11 protein-coding genes are annotated in these 19361 nt (G+C 64.1%); 9 read left to right on the top strand and 2 right to left on the bottom strand.

The genetic code is table 11. The features are described from left to right. The first annotated feature begins 299 nt into the window (after window positions 1-299). The 6 genes from JJC00_RS30645 to JJC00_RS30670 are packed head-to-tail and all read left to right on the top strand — an operon-like array spanning window position 300 to window position 7795. Window positions 300-3149, top strand: a complete 2850-nt coding sequence (locus JJC00_RS30645; RefSeq protein WP_200469539.1) for a bifunctional transaldolase/phosoglucose isomerase — start codon at window positions 300-302, stop codon at window positions 3147-3149. A gap of 12 nt (window positions 3150-3161) precedes the next feature. Further along, window positions 3162-4160: a phosphogluconate dehydrogenase (NAD(+)-dependent, decarboxylating) gene (gnd, locus tag JJC00_RS30650; RefSeq protein ID WP_200469540.1), complete on the top strand. Its 999-nt coding sequence runs from the start codon at window positions 3162-3164 to the stop codon at window positions 4158-4160. Between the two features lie 36 nt (window positions 4161-4196). Beyond that, on the top strand, window positions 4197-5708 hold the full coding sequence (gene zwf, locus JJC00_RS30655; RefSeq protein ID WP_200469541.1) for a glucose-6-phosphate dehydrogenase: 1512 nt from the start codon (window positions 4197-4199) through the stop codon (window positions 5706-5708). Continuing rightward, window positions 5708-6457 carry a 6-phosphogluconolactonase gene (gene pgl, locus JJC00_RS30660; protein ID WP_200469542.1) on the top strand — a complete coding sequence of 250 codons (750 nt, stop codon included), beginning with the start codon at window positions 5708-5710 and terminating at the stop codon, window positions 6455-6457. The genes zwf and pgl overlap by 1 nt, the downstream gene beginning before the upstream one ends. Further along, a complete protein-coding gene (locus JJC00_RS30665) occupies window positions 6444-6986 on the top strand; it encodes a gluconokinase (protein ID WP_200469543.1) in 543 nt (180 codons plus the stop codon). The genes pgl and JJC00_RS30665 overlap by 14 nt, the downstream gene beginning before the upstream one ends. Beyond that, window positions 6983-7795: an HAD family hydrolase gene (locus JJC00_RS30670; RefSeq protein WP_200469544.1), complete on the top strand. Its 813-nt coding sequence runs from the start codon at window positions 6983-6985 to the stop codon at window positions 7793-7795. Before JJC00_RS30665 ends, JJC00_RS30670 begins: the two co-directional genes overlap by 4 nt. Window positions 7796-7966: 171 nt before the next feature. On the opposite strand, the gene JJC00_RS30675 is transcribed toward JJC00_RS30670, so the two are convergent. Together JJC00_RS30675 and malQ are read right to left on the bottom strand one after the other, a co-directional pair. Then, window positions 7967-9772, bottom strand: a complete 1806-nt coding sequence (locus tag JJC00_RS30675; protein ID WP_200469545.1) for a glycoside hydrolase family 15 protein — start codon at window positions 9770-9772, stop codon at window positions 7967-7969. A gap of 30 nt (window positions 9773-9802) precedes the next feature. Next, the gene (gene malQ / locus JJC00_RS30680) at window positions 9803-11764 is read right to left on the bottom strand and encodes a 4-alpha-glucanotransferase (RefSeq protein WP_200469546.1); all 1962 of its coding nucleotides are present in this window, start codon (window positions 11762-11764) and stop codon (window positions 9803-9805) included. Window positions 11765-11969: 205 nt separating this feature from the next. On the opposite strand from malQ, the gene JJC00_RS30685 reads away from it, so the two are divergent. From JJC00_RS30685 to glgB, 3 genes are read left to right on the top strand one after another with little or no spacing between them, the layout of a single operon-like run. Further along, complete coding sequence (locus JJC00_RS30685; protein WP_200469547.1) at window positions 11970-13916, top strand: maltotransferase domain-containing protein; 1947 nt, start codon at window positions 11970-11972, stop codon at window positions 13914-13916. A 10-nt stretch (window positions 13917-13926) separates the two neighbouring features. Beyond that, on the top strand, window positions 13927-17220 hold the full coding sequence (gene treS, locus JJC00_RS30690; RefSeq protein ID WP_200469548.1) for a maltose alpha-D-glucosyltransferase: 3294 nt from the start codon (window positions 13927-13929) through the stop codon (window positions 17218-17220). Continuing rightward, window positions 17213-19360 (top strand): 1,4-alpha-glucan branching protein GlgB, encoded by a 2148-nt coding sequence (glgB, locus tag JJC00_RS30695; protein ID WP_200469549.1) that lies wholly within the window; start codon window positions 17213-17215, stop codon window positions 19358-19360. Before treS ends, glgB begins: the two co-directional genes overlap by 8 nt. Window position 19361: the final 1 nt, after the last annotated feature.

Below are 19361 nucleotides of genomic sequence, written 5' to 3' on the forward strand. Positions count from 1 at the left end.
TGGAGCCAATGACGATCGGCCAATGACGATCAGACGGATCGATAACCGCTGACGACACTCCGCGACGCGACAGATGTCCTCACGCAACAACACGTCGGCCGAACCATCCCGGCCAAATTATTATTACGCAAAAGCACGACTGCCGCCTGGATCGCCATGATCGCGACGGAGTTACTCTCGGAGAATGACGCCAATACCCTTGATTGGTTCCCTCCCGGGAGCATGTGAGCTAAAGGATAGCGCGTCAGGACCGGCGCGGAAACCCCCTCCGCCCGCAGGCTTGGAGATAAATAAGCATCATGAATCCCGTCAAAGAACTGGAAAAGCACGGACAAGCCGTCTGGCTGGACTTCCTCGCCCGTGGCTTCATCGCCAAAGGCGACTTGAAGCGGCTGATCGACACCGACGGCCTCAAGGGCGTCACCTCCAATCCGTCGATCTTCGAGAAGGCGATCGGCAGCTCGGACGAATACGACGGCTCGATCGGCAAGGCGCTGAAGCGCGGCGACCGGACCGTGGCCGATTTGTTCGAGGCAGTCGCCGTCGAGGATATCCAGAATGCCGCCGACGTGCTGCGCCCGGTCTATGACCGCCTCAAGGGCCATGACGGCTATGTCAGCCTCGAGGTCTCGCCCTATCTGGCGATGGACACCGCCGGCACGGTCGCCGAAGCGCGGCGGCTCTGGAAGGACGTCAACCGCAAGAACCTGATGGTGAAGGTGCCGGCGACGCGGGAAGGCCTGCCGGCGATCGAGCAGCTCACCGGCGACGGCATCAGCATCAACATCACGCTGTTGTTCTCGAAGGCGGTCTATCTGGAGGTCGCCGAGGCCTATCTCGCCGGTCTTGAAAAATACGTCGCCGGCGGCGGCGATCCGTCGCATGTCTCGAGCGTGGCGAGCTTCTTCGTCAGCCGCATCGATTCGATGGTCGACAAGCAGCTCGACGAGAAGATCGCACGCGCCAACGATCCATCCGAGAAGGAGCGGCTTGCCGCACTCAAGGGCAAGGTCGCGATCGCCAACGCCAAGGTCGCCTACCAGGATTACAAGCGCCTGTTCGCAGGTCCCCGCTGGGACAAGCTCGCCGCCAAGGGCGCCAAGCCGCAGCGCATGCTGTGGGCCTCGACCGGCACCAAGAACAAGGACTACAGCGACGTTCTCTATGTCGAGGAGCTGATCGGCCCTAACACCATCAACACCATGCCGCCGGCGACGCTGGATGCGTTCCGCGACCACGGCAAGCTGCGCGACAGCCTTGAAGACAACATCGATGACGCGCACCGGGTGCTGGAAGAGCTGGAGCGCTCGGGCGTCTCGCTCGATGCGATCACCGAGGAGCTCGTCAAGGACGGCGTCAAGCAGTTCGCCGATGCCGCCGACAAGCTCTATGGCGCGGTCGCCCACAAGCGCGCAACCGTACTCGGACCCGCGATCGACCGCCAGCAGCTCTCGCTCGGTGACGGCCTCGGCAAGGCCGTGGCCAAAAGCACCGAGGAATGGCGCGCATCGGCCAAGATCCGCAGGCTGTGGCAGCGCGACAAGTCGGTCTGGACCGGGACGGACGAGGACAAATGGCTCGGCTGGCTCGACAGCGCGGCAAAAGCCGACGTCGCCGACTATGAGGACTATGCCAACCGCGTGAAGGGCCAGAAATTCTCCGACGCCGTCGTGCTCGGCATGGGCGGATCGAGCTTGGGCCCGGAGGTGCTGGCCGAGACCTTTGCAAGGAAGGCGGGCTTCCCGAAGCTGCACGTGCTGGATTCCACCGATCCGGCGCAGGTGCGGGCGATGGAGGCCAAGATCGACATCGCCAACACCGTGTTCATCGTCTCCAGCAAGTCCGGCGGCACCACCGAGCCGAACGCGATGAAGGATTATTTCCATCAGCGCGTGGCGCAGGCGCTCGGCCCGAAGGCCAAGACCGGCTTCCGCTTCATCGCGGTGACCGATCCCGGCTCCTCGCTGGAGAAGGCGGCGAAGAAGCTGAACTATGCCCGTGTCTTCCATGGCGAGCCCTCGATCGGCGGCCGCTATTCGGTGCTGTCGCCGTTCGGCCTGGTGCCGGCGGCCACGGCCGGCATCGACGTCAAGACCTTCATCAAGCACGCGCTCTCGATGGCGCGCTCCTGCGGACCGGACGTGCCGCCAGCTGAGAACCCGGGCGTGCAGCTCGGCCTCGCCATGGGCCTTGCGGGCCTGGAAGGCCGCGACAAAGTGACGATCCTGTCATCGAAGAAGATCGCCGATTTCGGCGCCTGGGCCGAACAGCTCATTGCGGAATCGACCGGCAAGGAGGGCAAGGGTCTGATCCCGATCGCCGGCGAACCACTGGGCGCGTCCTCGCTCTACGGCAACGATCGCTTCTTCATCGACATCCGCACCGAGGGCGAGACAGACGCCGCACACGATTCGGCGCTTGCCGGGATCGAAGCGGCCGGCCATCCCGTCGTGCGCATCGTCATGAAGTCGATCGATCATCTCGGCCAGGAATTCTTCCGCTTCGAGATGGCGACCGCGGTGGCGGGCTCGATCCTCGGCATCAACCCGTTCGACCAGCCCGACGTCGAAGCGGCGAAGATCAAGACCCGCGAGCTGACGTCCGCGTATGAGAAGACCGGCGCGCTGCCGGCCGAAGAGCCCGTGGTCAGCACCGCGGAGTTCGACCTCTACACCAACGACACCAACGCCGCCGCGTTGCGCACGATGGGAGCCAATGGCGACCTCACCTCCTGGCTCAGGGCACATATCACGCGCTCGCGGCGCGGCGACTATTTTGCCCTGCTTGGCTACATCGCGCGCGACAAGGCGACGATCGAGGCGCTGCAGGAGATGCGAACCGCCGTGCTCGAGAAGCGACATCTGGCGACCGCCGCCGAATTTGGCCCGCGCTTCCTGCACTCCACGGGACAGGCCTACAAGGGCGGGCCCGACAGCGGCGTGTTCCTCCAGATCACCGCTGACGATGCCAAGGACCTGGCCGTGCCGGGCCAGAAGGCGAGCTTCGGCGTGATCAAGGCGGCGCAGGCGCGCGGCGATTTCGACGTGCTCACCGAGCGCGGCCGGCGCGCGCTCCGGGTGCACTTGAAGGGTCCGCTCAAGAAGGGTCTCGCGGCGCTCAATGCGGCGCTCACTGACGCGCTGAATTAAAGGACATCGCAAATGCAACTCGGCATGATCGGCCTCGGCCGGATGGGCGGCAACATCGTTCGCCGGCTGATGCGCCACGGCCATTCGACCGTGGTCTATGACAAGGACGCCAAGGCCGTCGCTGGTCTCGCCGCGGACGGCGCAGTCGGCTCGGCGACACTCGAGGAGTTCATCTCGAAACTGGAGCGGCCGCGCACGGCCTGGGTGATGCTGCCTGCCGGCCGCATCACCGAGCAAACCATCGATACGATCGCGGGCGTGATGCAGGACGGCGACGTCGTCATCGACGGCGGCAACGCTTTTTGGCAGGACGACGTCCGGCGCGGCAAGGCGCTGAAGGCGCGCGGCATCCACTATGTCGACGTCGGCACCTCCGGCGGCGTCTGGGGGCTCGACCGCGGCTACTGCATGATGATCGGTGGCGAGAATCCGGTGGTCGACCGGCTCGATCCGATCTTCGCGGCCCTTGCGCCCGGCGCCGGCGATATTCCGCGCACCGAAGGACGTGATGGACGTGATCCGCGCATTGAGCAGGGCTACATCCACGCCGGCCCGGTCGGCGCAGGCCATTTCGTCAAGATGATCCACAACGGCATCGAATACGGCCTGATGCAGGCCTATGCCGAAGGGTTCGACATTCTCAAGAACGCCAATATCGATGCGCTGCCCGCAGATCATCGCTACGATTTCGACCTCGCCGACATCGCCGAAGTCTGGCGGCGCGGCAGCGTGATCCCGTCCTGGCTGCTCGATCTCACCTCGACCGCACTCGCCGACAGCCCGCAACTGGCGGAGTATTCCGGCTTCGTCGAGGATTCCGGCGAGGGACGCTGGACCGTGAATGCGGCGATCGACGAAGCCGTGCCGGCCGAAGTTTTGACCGCGGCGCTCTACACACGTTTCCGTTCCCGCAAGGAACACACCTTCGCCGAAAAAATTCTCTCGGCGATGCGCGCGGGGTTCGGAGGACACAAGGAGCCGAAGCAGCCGGACGCTTCGAAGCCCAAATAAAAGCTGAAGTAACAAGCAACAACGCGAAGGCCAATCGTGACAAAAGATCCGCAGTCCAAGCGCAAGCCGGAAAATTGCGCCTTCGTCATTTTCGGCGTCACCGGCGACCTCACGCACCGTCTCGTGATGCCGTCTCTGTACAATCTGGCCGCCGAGCACCTGCTGCCGGAAAAGTTCTGCGTCGTCGGCGTGGCCCGCAAGGGCCAGTCCGATGACGAATTGCATGACAGCCTGTTGAAGGGCCTGAAGCAATTCGCAACGCGGCCCGTGGACGACGATATCGCCGAGAGGCTGCTGCAATGTCTCACCTTCGTCGAAGCCGATCCGAAGGACCCGCCCTCGTTCGATCGCTTGCGCGAGCATCTGGATTCGCTGGAATGCGCGCAGGACACCGGCGGCAACCGGCTGTTCTATCTGGCGACCCCGCCTGCCGCGTTCGCACCGACCGCCCGCGAGCTCGGCCGCACCGGCATGATGAAGGAGAACGGCGCCTGGCGGCGGCTGGTGATCGAAAAGCCGTTCGGTACCGATCTCGCATCAGCCAAGGCGCTGAATGCCGAGCTCCTGAAGATCATGGAGGAGCACCAGATCTACCGGATCGATCATTATCTCGGCAAGGAGACGGTGCAGAACATTCTGGTGCTGCGCTTCGCCAACGGCATGTTCGAGCCGATCTGGAATCGCAACCATATCGACCACATCCAGATCACCGTCGAAGAGAAGCTCGGCGTCGGCCACCGCGGCGGGTTCTACGACGCCACCGGCGCGCTGCGCGACATGGTGCCGAACCATCTGTTCCAGTTGATGTCGCTGATCGCGATGGAGCCGCCGGCGCGCTTCGACGCGCATTCCGTCCGCTCCGAGAAGGCCGAGGTGCTGACCGCGATCCAGCAGCCGAACCAGGAGGAAGCGCTGAGAAACTCAGTGCGCGCGCAATATCTCGCGGGCCGGATCGGCGACGACGAGATCACTGACTATCGCAAGACCGAGGACGTCAAGCCCGGCAGCACCACCGAGACCTTTGTCGCGCTGAAGTTGATGATCGACAATTGGCGCTGGGCCGGCGTGCCGTTCTATCTCCGTACCGGCAAGGCGCTCGGTCACAAGCGCACCGAAGTCGCGATCAAGTTCAAGCAGGCGCCGCTGTCGATGTTCTCGGGCACCGACGTCGATCGCTTGTCGCAGAACTTCCTGACCATCGGCATTGCGCCGACCGAGACGATCGAGCTTCAGTTCAACGCCAAGATCCCGGGACCGAGCATCACCATCGACGGCGTCGAGATGAAGTTCAAGTACGGCGACTATTTCCGGGCCGATCCCTCCACCGGCTACGAGACGCTGATCTACGACTGCATGATCGGCGACAACATCCTGTTCCAGCGCGCCGACGGCATCGAGGCCGGATGGCAGGCGGTGCAGCCGTTCCTGGATGCCTGGAAGACCGCAGGCACCAACGGCATCGAAACCTATGATGCCGGTAGCGACGGCCCGGCCTGCGCCGATGAGCTGCTGCGGCGCGACGGCCGCAGCTGGCGGAAGTTTTCGTGATGGCCGCGGCCGACCAGCCGAAGCTGATTGTCGTCGCTGACACTGAGGCGCTGGCGCGAACCGCGGCCGAACGAGTGATGGCGCGGATTGCGGCCAATCCCGGCCGCATCGCGATCTGCCTGACCGGCGGCTCGAGCCCGAAGAAGCTCTATCAGCTGCTCGGCAGCGACGCCAGGCGCAGCAAAATCCCGTGGGATCGCGTGCACTGGTTCATTGGCGACGAGCGTTTTGTCCCCGACAGCGATGCCCTCAACAACATGGCGGTCGCGCGCGCGACGTTTCTCGATCGCAACGCGCCCGCCGGCCATATCCACCCGATTCCAACCAGGGTTGATAATCCGGACCGGAGCGCCGAGGCCTATGCGCACGAACTGCAGGCCTTCTACGGTGCTGAAAGCCTCGATCCGGCGCGGCCGCTGTTCGATCTCGTCCTGATGGGCGCGGGCCCTGACGGCCACACCGCCTCGCTGTTTCCCGGCTATCCCGCCACCGAGGAGACCGCGCGCTGGGTCGTCGGCGTGCCAAAGGCCAATGTCGCGCCGTTCGTGCCGCGGGTCTCGCTCACCCTGCCCGCGTTGGCGTCGTGCTACGAAATGCTGTTCGAGATCGCCGGGCATGACAAGCAACCGATCTTGACGCGCCTGCTCAATGGCGAGACTTTGCCGGCTGTACGCGCGCGCTCGAATGGTGAGACCGTCTGGCTGATCGACCAGGCCGCGCTTCCGGAGGGAATTCGTGGCGGGCGTTAAAGCACCTTGTGCGTTGATCGTGATGGGCGTGTCGGGCTCGGGCAAGAGCACAGTTGCAAAGGCGCTTGGCGAGCGTCTCGGCTGGCGGTTCGAGGATGGCGACAGCTTTCACCCCGCCAGCAATGTCGAGAAGATGAAGGCCGGCCATCCGCTCACCGACGAGGACCGCTGGCCCTGGCTCAACGCCATCGCCGACGAGATTGCGCGGGTCTGCAACAAGGACGAGCACGTCATCATCGCCTGTTCGGCGCTCAAGCACACCTATCGCGACGTGCTGCTGCGCGGACGCGACGACGTGCGCTTCGTCTTCCTGAAGGGCACGCAGGAGCTGATCGCCGACCGGCTCGCGCATCGCAAGGGCCATTTCATGCCGCCCGGGCTGCTCACCAGCCAGTTCAACACGCTGGAGCCGCCGGAGGCGAGCGAGCACGTCATCACGGCGTCGATCGACGAGACCGTCGAGGCCATCGTCGACGGTATCGTGCGGCAGCTGAAATTCGACGGCGCAAAAAATAAGGCTCAGCCATGACGAAAATCTCACTGGTCGTCTCCGACGTCGACGGCACGCTGCTCACCAAGGACAAGACGCTGACGAACCGCGCGCGGTCCGCGGTGCAGAAGCTGCACCAGGCCGGCATCGGCTTCACCATCACCTCAAGCCGCCCTGCGATCGGCATGCGCTTCCTGATCGAGCCGCTGGCGCTGTGGCTCCCGGTCGGCCCGTTCAACGGCTCCTCGATCATCGACCCCGAGATGAAACCGGTCGAGCAGCATTTGCTCCCGAAAAGCGCGGCCGAGCGGAGCTTGCAGATCCTCCGTGAATTCGGCGCCGACATCTGGCTGTTCACCACCGACAAATGGCTGATCGACAATGCCAGGGGCAGCTATGTCGCGCATGAGCAGCGCACGATCCGCGCCGATCCGACCATCGTGACGGATTTTTCGCCGCACCTCGCCAGCGCCTGCAAGATCGTCGGTGCCAGCGCCGATGCGGCAGGGCTCGAGGCTTGCGAGAAGGCGATGCAGCAGGCACTCGGCAGCGAGGCCACCGCGGTTCGCTCGCAAACTTATTATCTCGACATCACCCCGCCCGGCTTCGACAAGGGCACGTTCGTGCAGGCCATGGCCAAGCGGCTGGGCATTTCGACCGACGCGGTCGCCACCATCGGCGACATGCAGAACGATCTCGCCATGTTCCGCGTCAGCGGCACCTCGATCGCCATGGGCAACGCCACCGACAGCGTCAAGGAGCAGGCCACCAACGTCACCGCGACCAACGAGCAGGACGGCTTTGCGGAAGCGATGGAGATGATCTTGAAGCGGAACGGGGTTGGTTAGGCGGGCCGCCGGCTGGCTTCAACCTCTCCCGCTTGCGGGAGAGGTCGCCGCGTAGCGGCGGGTGAGGGCTCTCTCCTCTCGGGGCCCTCGCTCGCGGAAACACCCCCACCCCTGTCCTCCCCCGCAAGCGGGAGAGGGAGCGCACCTGCGCCGGTGACGCAGTCAAGGCGCTCACTGCTTCGACCGCTGCATCGCCGGCTTCTCGCCTGCGTGCCTTGCGGCCGAGAGATTGTGCGCAGCGTTGATGAGCGCGATGTGGGTCAATGCCTGCGGAAAATTGCCGGTCTGACGGCGCGCCATGGAATCATATTCCTCGGCCAATAGCCCGACATCGTTCGCAAGTCCCGCGACGCGGTCGAACATCTCTTGCGCCTTGTCGAGATTGCCCGCCAGCACATGGGCGTCGGCCAGCCACAGCGTGCAGGCCAGGAACGCGCCCTCGATCGGCTGCTTTTCCCCGGATATCTCGCGCGGATCGTGCCGCAGCACGAAGCCGTCGCGCATCATGTATTTCTCGACGGCCGCGATGGTGCCGCGGATGCGGGGATCCGACGCCGGCAGGAAGCCGACGGCCGGTAGCAGCAGCAGGCTGGCGTCGAGCATTTTTGAGCCGTAGGACTCGACGAAGGCGTACTCCGCCGCGTCAAAGCCCATGTGGCAGACGTCGCGGTGAATGGCCTCGCGCAAGGCGCGCCAGTGCAAGAGCGGCGCCTTGAAATCAAAGGTCTCGGCGCTCTTGATGCCGCGGTCGAAAGCGACCCAGGTCATGACCTTGGAGAAGACGTAGTGCCGGGGCTCGCCGCGGCGCTCCCAGATGCCGTGATCGGGCTGGTCCCAGACCTCGGCGAGATGGTTGAGCACGTTGCATTCCAACGCCCAGGTCTCGTCGTCGAGCTTCAGTTTCGCCATCCGCGACTGGTGGAAGGCGTCGATCAACTCGCCATAGACGTCGAGCTGGAGCTGCGCATGCGCGGCATTGCCGATGCGCACCGGCTGCGCGCCTTCATAGCCATCGAGCCAGCCCGCCTCCCATTCCAGCAATCGCCGGTGGCCCCAGATGCCGTACATGATCTGCATGCTCGACGGAGAACCGGCGGCCGCGCGCAACAGCCAATTGTGCCAGGCCGAGGCTTCCTCGGTATAGCCGGAGTTCATCAGCGCCAGCAGCGTGAAGGTGGCGTCGCGCAACCAGCAGAAGCGATAGTCCCAATTCCTGGCACCGCCGAGCTTTTCCGGCAACGAGGTGGTGGGCGCGGCGACGATGCCGCCTGTGGGCGCAAACGTCAGCGCCTTCAGCGTGATCAGCGAGCGCAGGATGAGATCGTGATACTCGCCGTCGCGCGTGCAATGGCTGCACCATTCCTTCCAGAATGTCTCGGTCTCCTGGAGCGCGATCTCCGCGTCGATCGGCTCGGGCGGATCGAGATGCGAGGGACCATAGGTCAGGACGAACGGCACGGTCTCGCCGGCGTTGACCACGAACTCGGCAACCGTCGTCAGATCCTGGCCGCGAGTCTCGACCGGCGTGCGCAGCACGGTCATGTCAGGGCCGGCGACCGCCAGCAGCGAGCGGTCCTCGCAGCGGCGCACCCAGGGAATGTCGATGCCGAAGCCGAAGCGGATCACGAGCTCCATTCGCATCTTCACCGTGCCGCTCACGCCGCGCACCAGCCGCACGATGTCGGAGGCCTTGCCGCGCGGCGGCATGAAATCGATCAGCGCGACGGTGCCGCTCTTCGTTTCAAACCGTGTTTCGAGGATGAGGGTGTCGCCGAGATAGCGGCGCGAGATCGTGATGATGTCGTCGCTCGGCGCGACCAGCCAGCGGCCGTTCTTGTGCGTGCCGAGGATCGCGGCAAAGCAGGCGTCGGAATCGAAGGCCGGCCAGCACAACCAGTCGATCGAGCCGTTGCGCCCGACCAGCGCTGCGGTCTCGCAGTCGCCGATCAACGCATAATTCTCGATCTTCTCTGACAATGTCGTGCAAGCCTTAAAATCTCCGGCGGGTCAACTCCCGCCGGGCAACGAACGTTCCCGCGTCGCCGCCTTCAAAGCCTTGAGATCGACCTTCGAGGCGATCTTGTCGAGCGCAACCGGCAGACGCTGGCGCCAGTTCGGATGCTCGTCGATCGTGCCGGGAATATTGGGCTGGTCGATCACGCCGAGCAGATCCTCCATCGACACTGCGAGCAGCCGCGACGGCGTGCGCGACAGGAAATTGAGCACCGAATAGAGATCGTTGGCGCTGATGCCGTTCTGACGCAATATCTGGTCGAGCCCACCGAGCGCATCCCAGCGCGCCTGGTCGTCCTCGCCGGGATCGAGCCCGAGCGAGCGCTTCATCCTGAGATCGCTGAACGAGCGCCAGCCCGCATAGGTGCAGAGATCATGCGTGTTCAGCGTCACCAGTGCGTTCGGCCGGTAGTGGTCCGTGTTGCGGAAATGACCGGCATCGTCCCGCTCGAACATCATGACAAGGTACGACCAGATGCCGAAATCCTGCATGGTCTCGCGAAAACCTTCCGGCACGGTGCCGAGATCTTCGCCGATCACGATGCATTTATGGGTGACGCTCTCGCGCACGACGGCGGCGAGCAGCGCCTCGAGCGGCATTTGCACATAGGCGCCGTTGTCGGGCTTGAAGCCGCGTGGCACCAGGTACAACCGCTTCAGTCCCAGCACGTGATCGAGCCGGATCGCACCGGCATGCCGCATCGAGGCAGCCACCATGTCGGCGAACGGCACGAAGGATTGTGCCTCCAGGCCGCCGGCGTTGAAGCCGGCGAGGCCCCAATCCTGCCCGACGGTATTGAGCACGTCGGGCGGCGCGCCGACCGCAAGGTGGCGGGAGATCGCCGTCTGCTCGTTCCAGGCATCAAAACCGTTGGACTGGACGCCGACGGCGACATCGAGATAGAGCCCGACGCGCATGCTGAGCTCCGCCGACAGCGCCTTGGCGGCGCGCAATTGGCTGTCCGCCGTCCATTGCACGAATTCGACGAACTCGACCTCGCGCTTGTCGGGACCGTTGCGCAAGCCCGCGCATTTGGCATCGTCCGGTTGCTGCCATTCCACCGGCCAGTCCCACCACGGCGCGTTGAAGCGATGGCGCAGTACCTCGAAGCAGGCAAAGCGGGACAGCAACGCCCCCCGGTCCGCGCGGAAGGCATCGAACCGGCTGCGGCGGACGCCGCTCGCGCTTTTCACGAAACTGTCAAAGGCGGCGCGCAGGCCCAGCCATTTCAGCGCCGCCATATCAACATAAGGGACGCGATCACCTTCGCGCAGCCGCGCGGCGGTCGCTGCCGCGTCCGGGATGAGGTCGGCCGAAAATTCCGGGATGGCCTCGACGTCGATATAGAGCGGATTGAGAAACAGCCGGCTGTTCGGCGAATACGGGCTGCAATCGCCCGGCTGATCGTCGAACAGGACGTGCAGCGGATTGAGCCCGACGCCGTCGGCGCCCAGCTGCCTTGCGAGCCTGACCAGCCCTGCCAGATCGGTGAAATCGCCGATGCCCCAGTTGCTATCTGAGCGGACGCTGTAGAGCTGCACGGCGAGGAGCCAGCCGCGGTCGAAATCGCCGCCGAAAGCACGCTCCGGTGCCACGATCATCGGCACCTCTTCCGTCGCACCAGCGGCATCAGTCAGCGTCAGCCGGTGATAGCCAAGCGGCAGGCCGGCCGGCCAGGCGATCACCGGCTCGCGCGTCTCGCCTTGCGCGATCACATTGCCGTCGCCGGTAACCTTCCATTGCAGCGGCGCAGCGCCGGTGGCCGCCAGTTCGGTGCGGGGATTGCCGAGTGCGCGAACCACGACCGGCCCGCTGACGAAGCGGTAAACCCGCTTCTCCGGCAGGGCGTCGAGGATGGATTTGAGCGCCTCGGGCGCGGTGACCCGCAGCTTTCCGAGGGCATCGACGAATTCGGATTGAACGCCCTTGATCCGGGCTTGAGCTAAAAGGTCCATTCGGCACGCAGCTTGCAAGCCATCAACTGGCCGGGGGGCATTGATTTTAACGTGATCGCGGAAGAGGTTAGTCGCACTTAACTCACAAACCGCGCCTGCCGTTCCCAGGGGAACCAATGACACACAAGCGGCTTTCTATATAGGTATCAAGCATAGGTTCCCGACAAGGGAAACGGGCCCCTGCTTTCTTGTCAATGGCATCACCGTGAACAAGACAATTCAAACTGTCGAGAGTGCCGCTTCAGGCAGCGCTTTCCTGATCGAAGACGTCTATCCGTTGGTCGATGGCGGCCGCTTTGCCGTGAAGCGGATCGCGGGCGATCGGGTCGAGGTGTGGGCCGACATCTACCGCGACGGCGACGCCACAATCAGCGCCGCGCTGATCTGGCGCGGCGAGCAGGACCGGGAATGGCGGCGCGAACCGATGACCCATCACGCTGATGACCGCTGGTCGGGCGCGTTCACGCCGGTCGAGCCCGGCCAGTTTGTCTATGCCATCGAAGCCTGGACCGACGAATTCGCCACCTGGCGTCACGGGCTCGAGCGCAAGCGGCTGGCCGGCGGCGACGTCACGCTCGATGCGATCGAGGGAGCGGGCCTCCTGACCAAGGCGCACGGCGCGCCGCAGGATGCCGCGGCCGTGATCGTCAGGCAATGCGAGGACTATCTCGGCAGCGGGGATGTCGCGCCGCTGCTCGCGACCGAACTGAGCGAGGCCATGGCCGAGAGCCAGGCTCGCCCCGACCTGACCCGTTCGCCGCTCTTCCCGTTGATCATCGACCGCGACAGGGCGCGCTTCGGCGCCTGGTACCAGATGATGCCGCGCAGCCAGAGCCAGGTCGCCGGCCGGCACGGCACACTCCGCGACTGCATCGCCCGCGTGCCTGATATCGCCGCCATGGGCCTTGACGTGCTGTATTTCACGCCGATCCACCCGATCGGCCGTACCCGCCGCAAGGGCCGCAACAATGCGCCTGTCGCAACCGAGGGCGAGCCCGGCTCACCCTACGCGATCGGCGCGGCCGAAGGCGGGCACGACACGCTGCATCCCGAGCTCGGCACCATCGAGGATTTCCGCGCGCTGGTCGCGACCTGCCTCGAATACGGCCTCGAGCTCGCGCTCGATTTTGCCGTGCAATGCTCGCCGGATCATCCCTGGCTGACGCAGCATCCGGAATGGTTCAAATGGCGGCCGGACCGCTCGGTGCGGACGGCGGATGGCCCCTATTCCGATATCGTCATCCCTGACTTCGCGTCCGTCGACCGGATTGGACTGTGGAACGCGTTCCGCGATGCCATGCTGTTCTGGATCGATCATGGTGTTACCATCTTTTCGATCGACAATCACGACACTGCGCCGCTTCCATTCTGGGAGTGGCTGATCCGCGACATTCGCCTGCGGCATCCCGAGGTGATCCTGTTCTCCAAGACCTTTGCACGACCGAAGCTGATGAAGGGACTCGCCAAGCTCGGCTTCGCGCAGTCCTTCAGCTATTTCCCCTGGCGCACGGCGAAATGGGAGCTGGAGCAATATCTCGGTGAGCTTGCACACTATCCCGAGCGCGACTTCTACCGGGCGAACCTGTTCGTCAACACCCCGGATCTGCTGCCCTATCATCTCCAGAGTGGCGAAGCCTGGATGTTCAAGTCGCGCGTTTCGCTGGCGGCAACGCTGTCGGGCAATTACGGCCTCTACAGCGGCTTCGAGCTGCTCGAGCACGACGCCGTCCCCGGCCATGAAGAATATCAGGATTCCGAGAAGTACCAGATCAAGCAGCGTGACTGGGACAAGCCCGGCAATATCAAGCCCTACATCACCGCGCTCAACCGCATCCGCAACGACAACGCGGCGCTTCAGCAGAGCACCAATCTGCGCGTCCTCGGCATCGAGGACAACGAGACCATCGCCTTCGTGAAGGAGACAGCCGAACCGGCCAACACTGTTGTCGCGGCCATCGCCCTCTCGCGCCATGTGCGCGAGTTCTGGTTGCCGCTCGGCGACCTCACGATCGACGTCGGCGGCGAACGCCGCCACGTCACGACAATCGAAAATCTCATGACAGGCGAACAGTCCCGCATCGAATGGGGCGGGATCAGGTTGCGTATCGATCCCGACCGCGATCCGGCGGTGCTATTCCGCTGCCTGGCGTAAGGATCACGCCATGAATGTACTGTCTTCCGTCGACACCAAGAAGGCCGAGGCTGCCGAGATCGTGGATGAGCTCTGGTACAAGGACGCCATCATCTACCAGCTCCACGTCAAGGCGTTTGCCGACAGCAACAATGACGGCATCGGCGATTTCGCAGGGCTGACCGAAAAGCTGGCCTATCTGCAGGATCTCGGCGTCACCGCGCTGTGGCTGCTGCCATTCTATCCCTCGCCCGGTCGCGACGACGGCTACGACATCGGCGACTACGGCTCGATCAATCCCGATTTCGGGACGATGAAGGACTTCAAGCGCTTCATCCAGGAAGCGCAGAAGCGGGGCTTGCGCGTCATCACCGAGCTCGTCGTCAATCACACCTCGGACCAGCACAACTGGTTCAAGCGCGCGCGCCGCAGCCCTGCAGGCTCGAGCGCCCGCAACTGGTACGTCTGGAGCGACACCGACCAGAAATACCAGGACACACGGATCATCTTCACCGATACCGAGAAATCCAACTGGACCTGGGATCCCGAGGCCGGCGCGTTCTACTGGCATCGTTTCTTTTCGCACCAGCCCGACCTCAACTTCGACAACCCACGCGTCGTCAGCGCCATTATCCAGGTGATGAAGCGCTGGCTGGATGCCGGCGTCGACGGCTTCCGGCTGGATGCCATTCCGTATCTCTGCGAGCGCGAGGGCACCTCCAACGAGAACCTCCCCGAGACGCATGCCATCATCAAGCGCCTGCGCCATGAGCTGGATTCCTACTCCAAGGGAAAGCTGCTGCTGGCCGAGGCCAACCAATGGCCCGAGGACGTGCAGGAATATTTCGGCCGCGGCGACGAATGCCACATGGCCTACCATTTCCCGCTGATGCCACGCATCTACATGGCGATCGCGCAGGAGGACCGTTTTCCGATCACCGACATTCTGCGCCAGACGCCGGACATTCCGGCGAGCTGTCAATGGGCGCTGTTCCTGCGCAACCACGACGAATTGACGCTGGAGATGGTCACCGACGTCGAGCGCGACTATCTCTGGACCACCTATGCCAACGATCCCCGCGCGCGCATCAATGTCGGCATCCGCAGGCGTCTCGCGCCGCTGATGGACAATGACCGGCGCAAGATCGAGCTGATGAACTCGCTGCTGCTGTCGTTCCCCGGCACGCCGATCATCTATTACGGCGACGAGATCGGGATGGGTGACAACATCTATCTCGGCGATCGCAACGGTGTGCGCACGCCGATGCAGTGGAGCCCGGACCGCAATGGCGGCTTCTCCCGCGCCGATCCGGCCCGCCTCTATGCGCCGCCCATCATGGATCCTGTCTACGGCTACGATTCGGTCAACGTGGAGGCGCAGTCGCGCAGCCTGTCGTCGCTGCTGAGCGCCACCAAGCGGCTGATCTCGGTACGCAAGTCGACGCTGGCCTTCGGCCGCGGCACCATGACCTTCATCCGCCCGGCGAACCGCGCCGTGCTGGCTTATGTCCGGCAATATCACGACGAGGTTATTCTTTGCGTCGCCAACCTCTCGCGCGCCGCGCAAGCGACCGAGCTCGATCTGTCGCCGTGGAAGGACCGCATCCCGCAGGAGATGCTCGGGCGCACGCGCTTCCCCCCGATCGGCGAGCTGCCCTATATGATCACGCTCGGGCCTTACGGCTTCTACTGGTTCCAGCTCCAGGAGCGCGACAAGTCCGAGCCGGTGACGCCACGCGCGGTGCCGGAGTTCGAAACGCTGGTGGTGCCACTCAATTCGAATTGGGTGTCGCTCGCGCGCGAGCGCGGCGTGTTCGAGCGCGAGGTGCTGCCGGGCTTCCTGTCGCGGACACGCTGGTATCCCGAGCACAATCCCAAGCACATCAAGGCCACGTTGACCTCGGCGGTGCCGTTCAGCGACATCGGTGACAACCGGCCCTGGATCGCGTTCTTTGAGACGGCGCAGGACGACGTCACGATACGCTACGTGCTGCCAATGCAGATCGAGTGGGTGCGGTTCGACCGCGAGCGCTTCAACCCCAAGGCGCTCGCCGCCGTGCGCCAGGGCGCCCGCGAAGGTACGCTGCTCGACGTCGCGACCGACCAGATCTTCATCGGGCTTTTCCTGCGAGGCTTGTCGCAGAGCCTCGTTGTGGACGAAAACAATCTCCGACTGGAGTTCAAGGCCACCAGCCGGTTCGCGGAATACACCATCAAGGAGCCCGCGCGCATCCGGGCGGTCGAGCAATCGAACAGCACGGCCCTGGTCGACAACCAGTATGTCGCCAAGATCCATCGCCAGCTCGAAAGCGGTATCAATCCCGAGATCGAGATCGGCTGTTACCTGACAGAGGTCGCCCGCTTCGCCAATGCGCCGGCGCTGCTTGGTAGTGTCGAACTGGTCGAGGGCGATCGTCGCAGCGCCGTCGGCGTTTTGCACGCCTATGTCGAAAACCAGGGCGACGGCTGGGCCGTGACCATCGGCTATCTCGACCGCTACATCGATGAGCAGCGATTGGGGCCGGTGGACGAGATGCCCCGGGCAACCCAGGAGCAGGCGCCCTACCTGCACTTCATGGCGCAGACCGGCCGGCGGCTGGCCGAGCTGCACGTGGCGCTCGCCGCAGCAAAGTCCGCCGATCTTGCCCCTGAAGCGATTGGTCCTGCGGACGTCAAGCGCTGGACGTCCGACCTCAAGGGACGGGCCGAGCGGGTCTTCGAGCGCCTCGCCGACAGCCGCGATGGCCTGCGCGAGGCTGACCGGCCCCTGATCGACCGGCTGGTCGCGCTACGCGCGACCCTTCCGGACCATATCAACGCGCTCTTGCCATCCGACATCGGCGGGTTGAACATCCGTCATCATGGCGACTTCCGCCTCGGGCAAACTCTGATCGTGAAGGACGACATCTTCATCATCGATTTCGACGGCGATCCGCATCTCGCGCTGGCCGACAAGCGGCGCAAGCTGCCTGCCGCGCGCGACGTCGCGGCACTGATCCGCTCGATCGATCTTTCGGTTAACGCCGCACTTAACCGGGCGGTCTCCGGGGGCAGCGACGAGCAGGGCCGACTCACGGCCGCGCTCGGCGAATGGCGCGAATGCGCCACCGCGACCTTCCTGTCCGCCTATCGCGAGGCCATGACTGATCGGCGGCTCTGGCCGGAACAGAAGCATTCCGCGGAAAGCATGTTAAGGTTTTTCCTGCTTGATCGAGCGTTCGACGAGGTAGAGTACGAGCTGTCCCACCGGCCGGAGGGGCTCAATGCGCCGCTGACCGGCCTGCTTCGCATTCTGTCCAGTGCCAGGAGCGAAGCCCATGCCTAAACTGCCAGCCGAAGCCTACGCGATCATCGAGGGCCGCCACTCCGATCCCTTCCACTATCTCGGGCTGCACCCCGAGGGGGGCAAGAGCGTTGTGCGTGCCTTCCTGCCCGAGGCCTCCAATGTCGAGGCCGTCGGCGAGCACGGCGAGGTGGCAAAGCTCGATCGCGTCCACGATTCAGGCCTGTTCATCGGCGCCCTGCCCAACGGCTCGAAGCATTACCAGCTCCGCGCCAAATTCGGCGACAACGTCGTCGAGTTCGAGGACGCCTACCGCTTTCCGCCGATCCTGACCGACTTCGACCTCTACCTGCTCGGTGAAGGTACCCATCAGCGCATCTATGACAAGCTCGGTGCGCATCCGATGCGGCTCGAAGGCATCGACGGCATCGGCTTCGTCGTGCTGGCGCCGAATGCGCGACGCGTGTCCGTGGTCGGTGATTTCAATTTCTGGGATGGGCGGCGTCACCCGATGCGGGTGCGCGGCGCCGGCTATTGGGAATTGTTCATCCCGAACGCCAAGGCCGGCGACCATTACAAATTCGAGATCATCGGGCCACACGGCCATCTGCTGCCGCTGAAATCCGACCCGCTGGCGTTTGCCAGCGAGGTTCGGCCGAAGACGGCCTCGATCGTGTTCGACGAAGCGCACCTGCCACGGCCGCGGTCCGCCCCCGACGGCATCAACGCACTGTCGGCGCCGATGTCGATCTACGAGGTTCATCTCGGCTCGTGGCGCCGCAAGAACGGCGACGAATGGCTGACCTATCGCGAGCTGGCCGAGCAGCTGCCGGCCTATGCGCGCGACATGGGCTTCACCCATCTCGAATTCCTGCCCGTGAGCGAGCATCCGTTCGACGGCTCCTGGGGCTATCAGCCGACCGGCCTCTATGCACCGACCAGCCGCTTCGGGACGCCTGAAGATTTCGCGGCACTGGTGGATGCCTGCCATCGCGAAGGCGTCGGCGTGCTGCTCGACTGGGTGCCCGGTCACTTCCCCGACGACCCGCACGGACTCGGCAGTTTCGACGGCACCTCGCTCTACGAGCACGCCAATCCGCTGCAGGGACGCCATCTCGACTGGGGCACGCTGATCTACAATTACGGCCGCACCGAAGTGACGAACTTCCTGGTGTCGAACGCGCTGTTCTGGCTGGAGCGCTACGCCATCGACGGCCTGCGCGTCGATGCAGTGGCGTCCATGCTCTATCTCGACTACAGCCGCCCGCCCGGCGCGTGGATTCCGAACCAGTATGGCGGCCGCGAAAATATCGAAGCCATCAACTTTCTGCGCCGTTTCAACACCGAGCTGTTTGCCCGCTTCCCACAGGCGACCACGGCGGCCGAGGAATCCACCGCCTGGCCGCAGGTCTCGCGTCCCGTCGAATTCGGCGGGCTCGGCTTCGGCTACAAGTGGAATATGGGCTGGATGCACGACACGCTGAACTACATCAGCAAGGATCCGATCCACCGCAAACATCATCACGGCGAGATCCTGTTCGGCCTGCACTACGCGTTCTCGGAAAACTTCATCCTGCCGCTGTCACATGACGAAGTGGTGCATGGAAAGCGCTCGATCCTCGGCCGCATGCCCGGCGACGAATGGCAGCGCTTTGCCAATTTGCGCGCCTATTACAGCTTCATGTTCGGCCATCCCGGCAAGAAGCTGTTGTTCATGGGCGGCGAGATCGCGCAGAGCCGCGAATGGAATCACGACCAATCGCTCGATTGGCACCTGCTCGAATACAAATATCACTCTGGCATCCAGGCGCTGGTCCGCGACCTCAACCGGCTTTATCGCGCGGTGCCGGCGCTGCACCAGATGGATTGCGATCAGGCTGGCTTCGAATGGGTGATCACGGATGACGCCAACCGCAACGTCTTCGCCTGGCTGCGCAAGGGCTTTGACGAGCACGCGCGGTGTCTCGTCGTCGTGAACTTCTCGCCCAACGTCTATCGGAACTACCGCGTTCGCGTACCCTTTGCCGGCAAGTGGAAAGAGGTATTCAATTCGGACTCCGCCCATTATGGCGGCACCAATGTCGGGAACATCGGCGAGGTCCAGACCGTTGACGGCAAGGCGCGCGAGCTCCGCCTCACCATTCCGCCGCTCGCCGCGATCTTCCTCGTTCCGGAAAGCTGAC

The organism is Bradyrhizobium diazoefficiens (assembly GCF_016616885.1).
In the GTDB taxonomy this organism is placed as follows: domain Bacteria; phylum Pseudomonadota; class Alphaproteobacteria; order Rhizobiales; family Xanthobacteraceae; genus Bradyrhizobium; species Bradyrhizobium diazoefficiens_F.

Bases quoted from the DNA above. Each gene is read 5' to 3' on its own strand.
- pgl (WP_200469542.1), top strand. From the start codon at position 5,708: ATGGCCGCGGCCGACCAGCCGAAGCTGATTGTCGTCGCTGACACTGAG.
- JJC00_RS30645 (WP_200469539.1), top strand. From the start codon at position 300: ATGAATCCCGTCAAAGAACTGGAAAAGCACGGACAAGCCGTCTGGCTG.
- treS (WP_200469548.1), top strand. From the start codon at position 13,927: ATGAATGTACTGTCTTCCGTCGACACCAAGAAGGCCGAGGCTGCCGAG.
- malQ (WP_200469546.1), bottom strand. From the start codon at position 11,764: ATGGACCTTTTAGCTCAAGCCCGGATCAAGGGCGTTCAATCCGAATTC.
- JJC00_RS30670 (WP_200469544.1), top strand. From the start codon at position 6,983: ATGACGAAAATCTCACTGGTCGTCTCCGACGTCGACGGCACGCTGCTC.
- gnd (WP_200469540.1), top strand. From the start codon at position 3,162: ATGCAACTCGGCATGATCGGCCTCGGCCGGATGGGCGGCAACATCGTT.
- glgB (WP_200469549.1), top strand. From the start codon at position 17,213: ATGCCTAAACTGCCAGCCGAAGCCTACGCGATCATCGAGGGCCGCCAC.